This window comes from Bacteroides timonensis (assembly GCF_000513195.1).
Taxonomy (GTDB): Bacteria; Bacteroidota; Bacteroidia; order Bacteroidales; family Bacteroidaceae; genus Bacteroides; species Bacteroides timonensis.
Genome location: NZ_CBVI010000014.1, coordinates 1 through 13,828, shown reverse-complemented (window position 1 = coordinate 13,828; position 13,828 = coordinate 1). Strand labels below are relative to the sequence as shown.

10 protein-coding genes are annotated in these 13,828 nt (G+C 46.2%); 7 read left to right on the top strand and 3 right to left on the bottom strand.

Translation table 11 applies throughout. The annotated features are described in order from the left end of the window. Positions 1 to 9 precede the first annotated feature (9 nt). A complete protein-coding gene (locus tag BN161_RS04255) occupies positions 10 to 1,188 on the bottom strand; it encodes an ATP-binding protein (RefSeq protein WP_044263380.1) in 1,179 nt (392 codons plus the stop codon). Positions 1,189 to 1,350: 162 nt separating this feature from the next. Between BN161_RS04255 and BN161_RS04250 the strand changes: the two genes are divergently transcribed. Further along, positions 1,351 to 2,556, top strand: coding sequence for a hypothetical protein (locus tag BN161_RS04250; RefSeq protein WP_044263379.1), 1,206 nt, complete (start codon positions 1,351 to 1,353; stop codon positions 2,554 to 2,556). A gap of 122 nt (positions 2,557 to 2,678) precedes the next feature. Then, a complete protein-coding gene (locus BN161_RS04245; protein ID WP_167332489.1) occupies positions 2,679 to 3,269 on the top strand; it encodes a DUF4373 domain-containing protein in 591 nt (196 codons plus the stop codon). Between the two features lie 226 nt (positions 3,270 to 3,495). Here BN161_RS04245 and BN161_RS04240 read toward each other — a convergent pair whose 3' ends face one another. After that, on the bottom strand, positions 3,496 to 4,971 hold the full coding sequence (locus tag BN161_RS04240) for a glycoside hydrolase family 10 protein (protein ID WP_044263378.1): 1,476 nt from the start codon (positions 4,969 to 4,971) through the stop codon (positions 3,496 to 3,498). Between the two features lie 171 nt (positions 4,972 to 5,142). On the opposite strand from BN161_RS04240, the gene BN161_RS04235 reads away from it, so the two are divergent. From BN161_RS04235 to BN161_RS04225, 3 genes are read left to right on the top strand one after another with little or no spacing between them, the layout of a single operon-like run. After that, positions 5,143 to 6,573 carry a carbon starvation CstA family protein gene (locus tag BN161_RS04235; RefSeq protein ID WP_044263377.1) on the top strand — a complete coding sequence of 477 codons (1,431 nt, stop codon included), beginning with the start codon at positions 5,143 to 5,145 and terminating at the stop codon, positions 6,571 to 6,573. Next, positions 6,573 to 6,806, top strand: a complete 234-nt coding sequence (locus BN161_RS04230; RefSeq protein ID WP_044263376.1) for a hypothetical protein — start codon at positions 6,573 to 6,575, stop codon at positions 6,804 to 6,806. The genes BN161_RS04235 and BN161_RS04230 overlap by 1 nt, the downstream gene beginning before the upstream one ends. Before the next feature lie 9 nt (positions 6,807 to 6,815). Beyond that, positions 6,816 to 7,301: an outer membrane beta-barrel protein gene (locus BN161_RS04225; RefSeq protein WP_044263375.1), complete on the top strand. Its 486-nt coding sequence runs from the start codon at positions 6,816 to 6,818 to the stop codon at positions 7,299 to 7,301. A 116-nt stretch (positions 7,302 to 7,417) separates the two neighbouring features. Here BN161_RS04225 and uvrA read toward each other — a convergent pair whose 3' ends face one another. After that, positions 7,418 to 10,195 (bottom strand): excinuclease ABC subunit UvrA, encoded by a 2,778-nt coding sequence (gene uvrA / locus BN161_RS04220; protein WP_044263374.1) that lies wholly within the window; start codon positions 10,193 to 10,195, stop codon positions 7,418 to 7,420. A gap of 192 nt (positions 10,196 to 10,387) precedes the next feature. On the opposite strand from uvrA, the gene BN161_RS04215 reads away from it, so the two are divergent. Together BN161_RS04215 and BN161_RS04210 are read left to right on the top strand one after the other, a co-directional pair. After that, positions 10,388 to 12,295 carry a sensor histidine kinase gene (locus BN161_RS04215; RefSeq protein WP_394332283.1) on the top strand — a complete coding sequence of 636 codons (1,908 nt, stop codon included), beginning with the start codon at positions 10,388 to 10,390 and terminating at the stop codon, positions 12,293 to 12,295. 27 nt (positions 12,296 to 12,322) lie between these two features. After that, the gene (locus BN161_RS04210; RefSeq protein ID WP_044263372.1) at positions 12,323 to 13,828 is read left to right on the top strand and encodes a glycoside hydrolase family 10 protein; all 1,506 of its coding nucleotides are present in this window, start codon (positions 12,323 to 12,325) and stop codon (positions 13,826 to 13,828) included.

The window sequence follows — 13,828 nt, the reverse complement described above, 5'->3', positions numbered from 1 at the left end:
GAATAAATCTCAATATAAAAAGCCGAACATCCAGAGTGGAATCTGATTCCCTCTTCCTATTTCCGCTTTGTGCAGGGCGTAGGTGATGCCGGGATTATTCTTTATTTTCATTCCTTCCGGACAAATCTTGAAAGGCATCACATCGTCCACCAGAAACGACATGTTTTTGTCGCCTTTGTTCACCTTGTGATCTTTCCACAAGGAATTTGCGAAGAAAGTGTCTAACACATCTAGTTCTTCCACTTTCACGGGATAGATGGAGTACATCAGGTTAGAGTTGTGCATCATAATCTTCGATGGTTTCTTGGGGAATTCTTCTCCCTTCGGATATACCATATTGATAAGGCGTGCATCTGCCAAATATTTGATGTAGTTCATCACCGTGGCACGGGATGTTTGTATGTCGTTTGCCAACTGGCTTACGTTCGGGGCTTTCGGACCGTCTACTGCCAGCATATAAAGCAATTTCTTGATTTTTGAAAGATATTTCAGTTCAATCTGTTTGATAAGCAGGATGTCCACTTCTACCATCATATTCATGGTTTTCAGTAGATTCTCCGAGAAATTGCGTTTTTCCAAAAAGAACGGATAGAAACCGTGGTGCAGATAGTCCTGTAAGTAATCCAGTGGGCGTACCTTCGAAAGGATGCCTTTGGCAATCTGTTCGTGGTTGCTCAAAATTTCTTCCAGTGTATAAGCACGGAACTTCATGCCTGTTTGCAGGTTCAGATACTCACGGAAGGAGAAACCACGCAGGTTATAACTCTTCACTATATCACGCAGTTCCAGGTTTTCTTCTTTCAGTCGCATCACGGACGAACCGGTAAACACTATTTTGAGGTTTGGAAAGCGGTCGTAACACATTCTCAGTTCCCTGCTCCAGTCCGGATGTTTGAATACCTGGTCTATCAGCAATACTTTTCCGCCGCGGCGTTGGAATTCATAAGCGAAATCAACGATGCTGAAATAAGAAAAGTAGAAATTGTTCATATTAATAAAGAGGCAGGAACGGTCAGTGCCGAATTTCTCTTTAGCGTATTGCAACAGAAACGTGGTTTTACCTACACCACGCGTTCCTTTAATACCGATAAGACGGTCGTTCCAGTTGATCTCATCCATGAGGTCACGGCGAACGGGGGCATTGGTATGCTCAACAAGATAGGCGTGTGTGCGGTAGAATGCTTCCATGCTGTTAAATTCGGTTTATCGGGCGACAAATATACGTCTTTTTTATAGAATTGCAAAGTAGAGATGGCAAAATATCTTTTTTGTTAGTGAAGTTTATATATTTGCTTTGCCTTGTTTTTCTCTGTAATTTTGCGGCCTTAAATAATAAAGAACTGTAATAGTATGAAACTCTATGTATTTAACCCAGACACGGACATGGCACTTGCTAGTGATGAAGAGAATTATATGGCTCCTGCATCTATCCGCCGGATGGCTCAGGATCTCGCTTTATTACCTGTTTGGTATGCCCAGCCCGGCAGCGCGGTACTTGCCTCGTCAGCTTATAATGCGGATTACCTGCAGAAAATGAAACAATTGTTTCCTCTTTCCGTGCAATTGGTCACCGAACCGGAATTGCCCGATTACGCGGAATCCCAAGTCGTACCCTGGGGATGGAATCGTGCTTTCCACAAGCGCATGCGGAAAGCCGGTATTGCCGAACACAAACTGATCACGGAAGCGGAGTTGTGCGAGTGTCGCCTACTTTCTTCCCGTTCGTATGGAATGACTTTGGGTCTGACGTTTGAACTGCCTAATGTCCCCAAATGTGTTTGTGGACGCCATTATATGATAATAGGGGATGGCGAAGGGGAATCTTATTCCTCGGATTGGGACGATAAATATAAGGATGGTTACCTGTTCAAGTCTCTGTGGTCGGGTAGCGGAAGAGGCTTGCGTTGGTGTCGCCACGGGATGGCGAAATCTACAGCGGATTGGTGTAACCGGGAAATAGCGAAATACGGAGCTGTTGTACTGGAACCTATATATAAAAAGGTGGGAGATTTTGCCATGGAATTCTACTCCAATGGCAGGGGGAAGGTGTTGTTTAGCGGTTACTCGCGTTTTTTTACGGATGAGAAAGGGGCTTATCGTGGCAATATGCTGGTCTCTAATGCGGAAGTGGAGCAGTGGATTCTGCAGTATATCCCGTTGGAAGCATTCGTGAGCATTCGTGAGCATGTGCAGGAAGTTATATCAGGAATTTATGGCAGGTATTATTCCGGCCCTATGGGGATAGATATGATGATCTGTCCGGATCAGAGGGGATATCCGTACGCTGTTCATCCACATGTTGAAGTTAATGTGCGCATGACCATGGGAATGGTTGCCCGCCAGCTTTATGATAATTTCGTCGCTCCCGGTAGCAAGGGAATTTTTAATGTCGACAATTTCCCTTCTGCCGAAGCTTTGCGGGCGCAGCATGAACAGGACACGAGGGATTATCCATTGGTAGTGGAGGATGGAAGGATCGTTTCCGGCTATTTGTCCTTGGTGCCGGTTACTCCTCAAAGCAGATATAGGGCTTACGTGCGGGTGGAGGTGTGTTAACCTCACGGAACCTCATTTAACCTCACGGAACCTCACATAACCTCACGGAACCTCACGGAACCTCCGGTTGTCTCATGCGGTATGCTTATCTTTATGGCCTTAAACTAAAACATAAAGAGAAGATGAAAAGAAATTTCTATCTGCAACATCCGCTGATGGCGATGTGCGACCCCAGAATGCAGTATCTGCTGGAGAAGGAAAAGCTCAAGGGAACGGGAGCTTATTGGTTTGTGATCGAGAAACTGGCTATGTTGCCCGACTCATGTGGCGACATGAAGTTTCTGCGCCCTTACTGTAAGATGTATAAAATTTCTTTTGCCTATGTCAAAAAGATTATTTTCGACTACGGGCTTTTCGATTTTGAAGAGGACGGCTCCTTCATGCCTGCCGAGCTGAATCCGATAGAACAACGGGCTCAGGTGCGGAAGGAAACAAATGAAGTTGAAGATGAAAAACCGGAAGAAACAGCTCGAAAAAAAGCCCCGAAAATGAACGAAAGTGCATTAGAAACGTCAGTTTCTGAGTCGAAAAATGACGAAAAACGGCAAAAAACGACAGAGGAAAAGCAGAAGAAAAATGCTGAAAAATTAGTTAAAGCGCTGAATGATAGTACTGTTATAGAAAGTGTTGATGCAGTTAATAAAGAGAATATAAAAGATATAACAACAGCAGCAGAAGAAAAAAAAAGAAAAAACCGCCGCCGCCGCAGATGATGATTTTTTCAATCTTGAATCCCGCTGTCCGGATGCGGGGCTTCATAGTCCGAATGCAGGGCTTCATTGGTTGGATACCACACTTCAGCGTCCCGAATGCCACACCTTGGCGGGTGAAATGCCACATCTCATTGTCGCCGATGCCGCACTTCACGACTGCCCAAGTGTGGCATTGGGGACGAGAAAGTGTGGCATTCGGGGAGCTAAGGTGTGGCATTCGGGAGTGTTATCTGCATGCCTCGCTTTCATTGCCGCAACGGTCTACGGCAGTGACGGAAAAATAGCATTTTGCCGTCCAAGGGCGGACAGGAGCATACGTGTATTCCGTTCCCTGCACTCGTTGGGCAATGATATTCTCCGGATTCGAGGTATCCACCGGGTAGGTGTCCGAGCCGTAGATGACGTAGGTCGGCGGGTTGCGTCTGTCATTGTCCGTGGCGGGCATCCAGCTGAGGTGGATGTATCCGTCCGGTTGCCGGATGACGGTTAGCCGGGTAGGGGCAGTGGGCGGCGTGTTGTCTATCCAGGGCATGGCGGGTTGCAGGGCAGGGGCGGTGTAGAAGTTCTCTGTCAGTGCGTCATACAACCCTTGGGTGTTGTCCATCAGATACTTCACACGATAGTGGGCCTGGCCTGCCAGTTTGTGGGCACGGGTAAAGTTTATCTGACGCTCCACTTCATCCAGTGTCCAGTCGCCTTCGTTAGGGTCGAGGAAATAGATACCCAGTCCGGGAATGATCTGGCGTCCGTTGCTTTGTTCCTGCCAGTCGAGGGCAAAGGGATAGAAGTGGTTGCCCCGGAAATAAAGCATGGGATATATCTGATCCTGTATGCCTTCACCCAACCAACCTTGCGCATCCTGGTAGACCGTATGGAAAGCATTCCATCCGCGGGAAGGATAACGGGAAGTATCACGATATTTTCCTACAGGGCAGGTACTTACCTTTACCCAGGGCTTCAGGGCTTTCACACCTTTGTAGAGGTGGCGGACGATTTCCGTAATGTTATCCCTGCGCCATTGGGCGAGGTCGCGTCCTTTGCCATATTTCCGGAAATCATAGGTGTCAGGGAATCGGGGAGCATTCTCCGGATAACGCAGATAATCGAAGTGGACGCCATCCACGTCATATTTTTCTACGACTTCGCGTACAAGGCTCATCAGATATTTTTTGGTTTCCGGATTTCCGGGATTGAGGAAGTATTCACGCTTATAAGGCACACAAATAGCGGATTTCTGTTTGGTTACGGAGGCATTGCCCAGATTGGCAACATGCTTGCGATTGCCTAACGGAATGGCTACCATCCAGGCATGGCACTCCATACCACGCTTATGACACTCTTCTATGGCGAAAGCCAGTGGATCGTATCCCGGATCAGCAGCTGTTTTCCCGGTCAGGATGGAGTTGAACGGTTCTATCTCCGAGCGGTAGAGCACATCACCGCGCGTTCGCGTCTGGAAGAGCACAGTGTTGAAGTTAGCATCTTTCAGTCGGTCAAGTATCTCGACTAGTTCTGCCTTTTGTTTTCGGATGCCTTCGGGACTGGTGGCACGGGTACGGGGCCAGTCCAAACCATAGACGGCGGTGACCCAGGCAGCGCGCACTTCGTATTTTGGAGGATGGGTAACCATCTCACCGGCGGATTGCGCGGTAAGGGGCAGAACGAATGTGATAAATAATATAGTGAGAAGTAACTGTTTCATGTTGATAGAGATTTTATTGTAATACCTAATACTTATTCTAAGCAAATTCTCTTTTCCTTCTTTATTTCTGTCATTTTTAGCGGCGAAGATAAGTAAAACACTTGAGAATGTTGTGCAGTTTCCTTAGAAACTATTACATTTGCGTCCATTAAAAATAATGAATAACGCACCATGATTACATTTACGCTTTGTCTGCTGGCATTAATAGCAGGTTATTTTCTTTACGGGCGTTTCATCGAACATATTTTCGGTCCTGACGATCGTAAGACGCCTGCTTTGACTAAGACCGATGGGGTGGATTATATCCCTTTGCCCACCTGGAAGATTTTCATGATACAATTTCTCAATATTGCCGGTTTGGGTCCTATCTTCGGTGCTATTATGGGGGCTAAATTTGGTGTATCATCTTATTTGTGGATTGTGCTCGGCAGTATCTTTGCCGGAGCCGTACATGATTACCTGGCAGGTATGCTCTCTCTGCGTAATGGCGGTGAAAGCTTGCCGGAGATCATCGGTCGCTATCTGGGAGTGACTACCAAGCAGGTGATGCGTGGCTTTACCGTTCTTTTGATGATATTGGTAGGAGCTGTCTTTGTGGCCGGTCCTGCCGGATTGCTGGCAAAACTGACACCGGAATCTTTGGATGTTACGTTCTGGATAATAGTGGTATTTATCTATTATATTTTTGCCACTTTGTTGCCGGTTGATAAAATTATAGGTAAGATATATCCGCTTTTTGCTATTGCATTGCTATTTATGGCGGTGGGTATACTGGTGATGCTTTATGTGAAGCATCCTGTCTTGCCGGAATTCTGGGACGGCTTGCAGAATACGAATCCTAATGCCGCTGAACTGCCCATTTTCCCGATTATGTTTGTCAGCATAGCCTGTGGTGCTATCAGTGGTTTCCATGCTACGCAAAGTCCGTTGATGGCTCGTTGTATGACGAGTGAACGTCACGGTCGCCCTGTGTTCTATGGCGCTATGATTACCGAAGGTATTGTTGCCCTGATTTGGGCTGCAGCTGCCACCTATTTCTTTCATGAAAACGGAATGGGGGAGACGAATGCTGCCGTAGTAGTGGATGCTATCACCAAAGATTGGCTCGGTACTGCGGGAGGATTCCTTGCTATATTAGGTGTGATTGCCGCGCCTATCACGAGTGGTGACACCGCTTTCCGCTCTGCCCGCCTTATTGTGGCAGACTTCCTCGGAATGGAACAAAAATCCATGCGTCGTCGTTTGTATATATGTATTCCTATGTTTCTCGCTGCTATTGGTTTGTTGCTCTACAGTTTGAGCGACAAAGAGGGCTTTGACATGATTTGGCGTTACTTTGCATGGACCAATCAGACGCTTTCCGTCTTTACGCTTTGGGCGATTACCGTCTATCTGGTGCGTGAAAAGAAAGGGCATTACTTTTATGTAACTTATGTTCCGGCTGTATTTATGACAACTGTTTGTACAACATACATCTGCATAGCCCCCGAAGGCTTTGGCTTAGGACCTCAGGCTGCTCTTGGTGTTGCCATTCTGGCGGCTGTGGTAGCTGCACTCTGGTTTAGTATCTGGTATTTTAAAACGACTAAAAAACTTTGGTAATGAAGAGATTTAAAAAATCTACAAGCATCACGATTGCTCTGCTTATCTATGTGAGTGCTACGGCAGCTTATTTCCTGCCGCGCAACACTGTTATCAGTGATACGGAAAAATACGTCACTGTTGCAGCATCCTATATCATTGTGTTTATCCTCTGGTTGGTGTTGCGTAAGAAAGAAGACTTGCAGCGAAAACGTAAAGAGGAAGATGAAAAGTACAATAACACCAAAAACTAATAAGTAACAATGAAAAAATTAGCATTACTCGTTTGTCTGCTTGTGGCCACAGTGGCTGCCCAGGCACAATTTGAAAAAGGAAAGTGGATCTTGAATCCGTCGATTTCCGGCTTAGGCTTGTCGCATAATACAGAGACAGACAAGACCTCATTTGGCATTGAAGCCAAAGGTGGTGCGTTTCTGCTGGATAATGTGGCGTTACTGATACATGCAGGAGCCAAGTGGAATGAAAAAGGAGGTGATACGGATGTTTATACCCTCGGTGTAGGCGGTCGTTACTATTTCAGTAAGATTGGTCTATATCTGGGCGCTGATGTCAACGTAGATCGTTGGGATTGGGGGGCAAGCGATGATACCAAGTTTTCTTTCGGTGCGGAAGCGGGTTACGCTTTCTTCCTGTCGAGGACGGTGACACTTGAGCCGGCTGTGTACTGGAACGTAAACGGTGACCGTTCGGTATTTGGTCTGAAGGTTGGTTTCGGTTTCTACTTCTAACTTACATAACTCATACGCAGGGGTTAGAGGAGTTAAAGAAGTGATAACTCCTTTAACTCCTATTATGAATTAAACAGGCTAAGATTTTTCCGCTTTGCAGGTTATTATAAATTCAATTATTTCATGTGCAGCTTTTCTTGCAGGAATCGTCCTGTATAACTTGCCGCACATTTTGCCACTTCTTCCGGTGTACCTGCCGCTACCAGATTTCCACCTTTGTCACCACCTTCCGGTCCGAGGTCTATCACATAGTCGGCACACTTGATAACGTCCATGTTATGCTCGATGATTACGATGGAGTGTCCACGTAATATCAGGGCATCGAAAGCTTCCAATAATTTGCGAATATCATGGAAATGCAATCCTGTAGTCGGTTCGTCGAAGATGAACAGGGTAGGGTCTGCCTTTTCCTGACTGAGGTAATAAGCCAGCTTCACGCGTTGGTTTTCACCACCTGAAAGGGTAGAGGAAGATTGTCCCAGTTTGATGTAGCCTAATCCTACATCTTGTAGTGGAGCGAGTTTTTTTACTATCTTCTTCTGTCCGTACTTGGTGAAGAACTCTATAGCTTGGTTCACGGTCATTTCCAGTACATCGTAGATGTTAGCGTCATGGAATTTAACCTCCAATGTATCAGCTTTGAAGCGTTTTCCGTGGCAGGTTTCACATTCCAACACCAAGTCGGCCATGAATTGCATTTCTACTGTGATGGTTCCGTCACCTTTACATTCTTCGCAACGTCCGCCCTCACTGTTAAATGAAAAGTAGCCGGCAGTGTATCCCATTTGTTTGGCAAGTGGTTGATCTGCCCATAGTTTGCGGATTTCGTCGTAAGCCTTGATATAAGTTACAGGATTTGAACGACTGGATTTGCCGATAGGGTTCTGATCTACAAATTCTACATTTCGCAGGTTTTGCAGGTCACCGCCGATAGAAGCGAATTCGCCCGGACGTTCGCTGCACTCATCCAGTTCGCGTTTCAGGGCACGGAAGAAGATGTCGCGTACCAGAGTACTCTTTCCCGATCCGCTGACGCCGGTCACTACAGTCATTACATTCAGAGGAAAGCGTACGTTTACCCCTTTCAGGTTATTTTCGCGTGCCCCGGTCAGTTCTATGTAGTTATTCCATGGGCGGCGATGTTCCGGGACAGGTATTTCTTCTTCTCCTAGTAGATACCGGACGGTGTAGCTATCGCTGTTCGGCTGCAAATCTTTCATATCTCCCTGATAGACCACTTGTCCGCCCAGACGTCCGGCTTTCGGCCCGATATCTATGATGTAATCCGCCGCACGGATGATTTCTTCATCATGTTCCACGATGACAACCGTGTTGCCCAGTTGTTGCAATTGACGCAATACGTGTATCAACTTGTCGGTATCGCGACTGTGTAGTCCGATACTGGGTTCGTCAAGAATGTAGAGTGAACCTACCAGGCTGCTGCCCAGTGAAGTGGCTAGATTAATACGTTGACTTTCACCACCCGAAAGCGAGTTGCTGAGACGGTTCAGTGTCAGGTAGCCCAATCCGACATCGAGAAGGAAGCGGATACGGCTGTTGATTTCCGTGAGAATACGGGTAGCAACATCTTTGTCGTGCTTATCCAGTTGCAGGTTATCGAAGAAGTTTTTCAGCTCCGTAATCGGCAGATCTACGAGTTGGGAAATATTTCGTCCTCCTACTCGTACATAGCCGGCTTCGGGTTTTAAGCGGGTGCCATGGCACTTCGGGCAAAGTGTTTTGCCACGATAGCGTGCCAACATCACGCGATATTGTATCTTGTACTGATTTTCCTGCACCATCTTAAAGAAGGCGTTGATACCCTGGAAGTAAGGAGTGCCTTCCCATAGCATCCGGCGTTGTGCGTCCGTCAACTCATAGTAAGGTGTAAAGATAGGGAATCCCGCTCTTTCGGCACCTCGTATCACCATATCTTTCCATTCACCCATCACTTCACCGCGCCAGCACACCACGGCGCCGTCGTAAACGGACAGCGAACGGTTGGGCACCACCAGATGTTCATCAATACCGATTACTTTACCGAAGCCTTCGCACTCAGGGCAGGCACCGATGGGGGAGTTGAAGGAAAACATCTGGTCGCTCGGCTCTTCAAAAGCAATACCGTCTGCTTCGAATTTAGTGCTGAAGCGATACAGGCTGGTTGTTCCGTCAGGCTGATAGAACCGGAGCAGACAGGCACCGTCGCCTTCGTACATCGCCGTTTCGGCAGAGTCCGTCAGTCGGCTGACCGCATCTTTTTCTTTGGATGCTACCATACGGTCTATCAATAAGAAAACGGTATCTCCTTTCTTGGGTTCGTATTCATCAATGCGTATCATCTCTCCGTTTACTTCCAGACGATTGAAACCTTGCTTCATATCAATGTCCAGTTGCTGTTTCATGGTACGGTCTTCACGTAGCAATATCGGAGCGAGCACTGTGTATCTTGTCCCTTCCGGATAGCCTAACATACAGTTTACGATATCTTCAGTGGAATGTTTTTTTACTTCCTCTCCGCTAATGGGACTGAATGTCCGTCCGATGCGGGCATACAATAATCGCAGGTATTCGTATATTTCGGTAGAGGTGCCGACAGTGGAACGCGGATTGCGGCTGCTCACTTTCTGTTCTATGGCAATGGCCGGCGGAATCCCTTTGATAAAGTCACATTCAGGCTTGCTCATACGTCCCAGGAACTGGCGGGCATAACTGCTCAGGCTTTCTACATAACGACGTTGTCCTTCAGCATAAAGTGTGTCGAATGCCAGGGAGGATTTACCCGAACCGGACAACCCGGTGATGACGACAAGTTTGTTCCGGGGTATTTCTACGTCTATATTTTTCAGGTTGTTGACGCGTGCGCCTTTGATGAGTATGGAGTTGTTTTTGGTCATAATCTGAGTCACTAAAGTGAATTTAAGGCACAAAGATAATCACTGCAATTCAAATATGTATAATGATTGGCAGGTTAAGATTTGTTATACTTTTAAATAGTTGCTGACATACAAGCGGGAAAAGCACTATTTTTATGCGCACTTTAAAAACCAATCATCCTTATGCAATACCCTCGGATATGCTTGTGTGCCATGTTGGTATGCTTGTTTTTTTGTTTCGGGACAGTTATGGGACAAGAGACTGTTGATCTGAAATCGCTTGCCGACAGTGTACGGAAAGCGAATGGCAAACCGAATTTTCTACCCTTGGGTATGCACTTCCTTGAATTGGCAAAAGAGCGGAAAGATACGGCTAATATCAGTGACGCTTATGCTATTCTTGCCAATCATTATTATGAATTAGGAGATACGGACAGTTTGCGCCTGGTGACTTATGAATATATGGACTGGGCAGATCGTTGCCACCGTAATACCGATCGCTATCAGGCATGGAGGCAGTACATCCAGCGAATGACCGAAAAGGGGTTGCAGGAAGAGGTGATGAAGGAGACGGATTTACTCTGTAAAGACGCCGAGAAACGGAAAGATAAATACGGCATGGCATCCGGTGAAATGTGTATAGGTTATAATCACCGTGTGTTCGGTCAGAATATAAAGCTATGCCTTGAATATTATGATAGTGCATTGAAGCACTTTGAAGAAGGCAAATATTACCGTGATGCTTATGTTGTTTCCCTCAATATCATTCAAACTTATCTGGCACGTCAGTCATATAGTGACGCCGTGCCTTATCTGGATCGGTTGGGACAGTTGGGGAAGACAGTTGAGGGGAAGGATGTTGTAATAGGAGAAGCCCTGTATATGCGCTATTATCAGTTTCGGGTTATTGCTGTTTTGGGGATAAAAGGAGAGAAAGCGGCAGAACCTTATATTCGTGAAGCAAATGCTTATTATCTTAAAAATAAAGAGTCTATTTCACAGGAGGGCTGGTTCGGCTATAAAATTATGTGCAGTCAGATCTTGGGTAACATAGGCAATGCCGTGGTTTATATGGATTCTCTGATTAATTACCAGCGTTCGATAGGTAATTATTATCCGGGAAACTACCGGCAAAAAGCCATTATGCTGGAACAGATAGGACATTACAGAGAGGCATGTCGTGCTTTTGCAGAGTATTCTCAGTTGAATGATTCTGTGCGTACGGCAGAGATGGATGAACAGCTGAACAAATATACCGCTCAGTTTGAGGTTGACCGTCTGAAGATGGAGAAGCTGGAACTGAGTGAGAAAATGAGCCGTGAGCGTCTGGCTTTTGTGTTTGGGGCGGGTTGTGTGATATTACTGCTATTGATATTGGTTACTTACCTTTATATTCGTACTCTTTCCATGAACCGGAAACTGGATGTTGCCCGTAAGGAATTGCAAAAGATGGGGCGCATTAAGAGTTCGTTCATCCAGCACGTCACGCATGAGCTGCGTACACCGCTTAATTCTGTAGTAGGTTTTTCTGCATTGCTTGCCGAAGAAGGCTTGGATGTGGAAGATGCCCGTGAGTATTCCGGTCAGGTCGAGAAGAACAGTGCTTATTTGTTAGAACTGATTGATAATATAATAGATATTGCCGATATGGACTCACAGACTGCGGATATGCCCAAAGAAGCGGTGGATGTGAATGCCTGCTGTCTTGAATGTATAGATGAGTTGGGTGGGAAGCAGAAAGAAGGTGTGGAACTGCAATGGGTTCCCTCTCCGGATGCCCCGGTGATACAGACTGTACGGGCCTGGATGAAACGTGTGCTTGCCCTTTTGCTGGATAATGCCGGGAAATTTACCGAAAAGGGTGTGATCCGTCTGCAATGTGAGGAAGATAAGGAGAATAATATCATACGTTTCATAATAGAAGATACTGGTATCGGCATTGAGTCGCAATATCAGGAAACTGTTTTCGAGCGTTTCTTTAAAGTAGATAGCTTTACTCCCGGCACAGGTCTGGGACTTTCCATTGCCCGTCAGGTGATGGATATTGTAGATGGCAAGATTTACCTGGATACTTCGTACAACGGTGGCGTCCGTGTAGTTGTTGAATGGCCAATGAATTGAATAAACCCTAATCAGATTTTATAAAGAATGAAAGTAAGAACCCTTTTGTGCGTATGTGCCCTGCTCTTTTCTTTGACAGTGGCAGCGCAATTCCAACCCGAAAGATACCCCAAACGTGAATTTCGTGCAGCCTGGATACAAGCTGTTAACGGACAATTCCGCGGAATTCCCACCGAGAAGTTGAAACAGACCTTGATCAGTCAGTTGAACTCCCTGCAAGAGGCAGGCATTAATGCCATTATCTTTCAGGTACGTCCCGAAGCCGATGCTCTCTATGCTTCGCAACTGGAACCGTGGAGCCGCTTTCTGACCGGTGTACAGGGACAAGCACCCAATCCTTATTGGGATCCCATGGAATTTATGATTGAAGAGTGCCACAAGCGTGGTATGGAGTTTCATGCCTGGATTAATCCTTATCGTGTGAAGACTTCACTGAAGAATGAATTGGCGCCGGGCCATGTTTATAATATCCATCCCGAATGGTTTGTTACTTACGGTGACCAAGTCTATTTCGACCCTGCATTGCCGGAAAGCCGTCGCCACATCTGTATGGTGATTACGGATATTGTTTCCCGCTACGATGTTGATGCTATTCATATGGATGATTATTTCTACCCCTATCCTAAACAGGGAGTAGACTTTCTGGATGATGCCAGCTTTGCCCGTTATGGCGGTGGATTTTCTAATAAAGCGGATTGGCGTCGCAGTAATGTCAATGTGTTGATAAAGAAAATTCATGAGACAGTACGTGAATTGAAGCCGTGGGTTAAGTTCGGTGTTTCTCCGTTTGGTATTTACCGTAATCAGAAGAGTGATCCGCTGGGTAGTAAGACCAACGGTTTGCAAAACTATGATGATCTTTATGCCGATGTGCTTCTTTGGGCCCGTGAAGGTTGGATAGACTATAACATTCCGCAGATATACTGGCAGATAGGTCATCCGGTAGCTGATTATGAGACATTGGTGAAGTGGTGGGCAAAGAATACGGAAAATCGTCCTTTGTTCATTGGTCAGTCGGTAATGAATACGGTGCAGAATGCTGACCCGCAGACTCCTTCCATGAACCAGCTTCCCCGTAAGATGGCGTTGCAACGTGCTTATCAGACGATTGGTGGAAGTTGTCAGTGGCCTGCAAGTGCAGTGGTGGAGAATGCCGGAAAGTATCGTGATGCTTTGATGGCTGAATACCACAAATATCCCGCCTTGCCTCCTGTTTTTGATTTCATGGATAATGAAGCGCCGGATAAAGTGCGCAAGATGAAACCGGTGTGGACAGAAGATGGATATATTTTGTTCTGGACAGCACCGAAGTATAAGGATGAAATGGATCGTGCCGTACAGTATGTGATTTACCGTTTCGATGCTAAAGAGAAAGTGGACATCAGTGATCCTTCTCATATTGTAGCCATCACGCGGGATAACTTCTATAAGTTACCCTATGAAAATGGAAAGACTAAATATCGCTATGTGGTAACAGCACTCGACCGACTGCATAATGAGTCGAAGGTAGTGGCAAAAAAGGTGAAGCTATAA

Excerpts from the sequence above, each read along its gene's own strand:
- BN161_RS04215 (WP_394332283.1), top strand. The coding sequence starts at position 10,388 with ATGTTGGTATGCTTGTTTTTTTGTTTCGGGACAGTTATGGGACAAGAG.
- BN161_RS04255 (WP_044263380.1), bottom strand. The coding sequence starts at position 1,188 with ATGGAAGCATTCTACCGCACACACGCCTATCTTGTTGAGCATACCAAT.
- BN161_RS04245 (WP_167332489.1), top strand. The coding sequence starts at position 2,679 with ATGAAAAGAAATTTCTATCTGCAACATCCGCTGATGGCGATGTGCGAC.
- BN161_RS04230 (WP_044263376.1), top strand. The coding sequence starts at position 6,573 with ATGAAGAGATTTAAAAAATCTACAAGCATCACGATTGCTCTGCTTATC.
- BN161_RS04250 (WP_044263379.1), top strand. The coding sequence starts at position 1,351 with ATGAAACTCTATGTATTTAACCCAGACACGGACATGGCACTTGCTAGT.
- BN161_RS04240 (WP_044263378.1), bottom strand. The coding sequence starts at position 4,971 with ATGAAACAGTTACTTCTCACTATATTATTTATCACATTCGTTCTGCCC.
- BN161_RS04235 (WP_044263377.1), top strand. The coding sequence starts at position 5,143 with ATGATTACATTTACGCTTTGTCTGCTGGCATTAATAGCAGGTTATTTT.
- BN161_RS04225 (WP_044263375.1), top strand. The coding sequence starts at position 6,816 with ATGAAAAAATTAGCATTACTCGTTTGTCTGCTTGTGGCCACAGTGGCT.
- uvrA (WP_044263374.1), bottom strand. The coding sequence starts at position 10,195 with ATGACCAAAAACAACTCCATACTCATCAAAGGCGCACGCGTCAACAAC.
- BN161_RS04210 (WP_044263372.1), top strand. The coding sequence starts at position 12,323 with ATGAAAGTAAGAACCCTTTTGTGCGTATGTGCCCTGCTCTTTTCTTTG.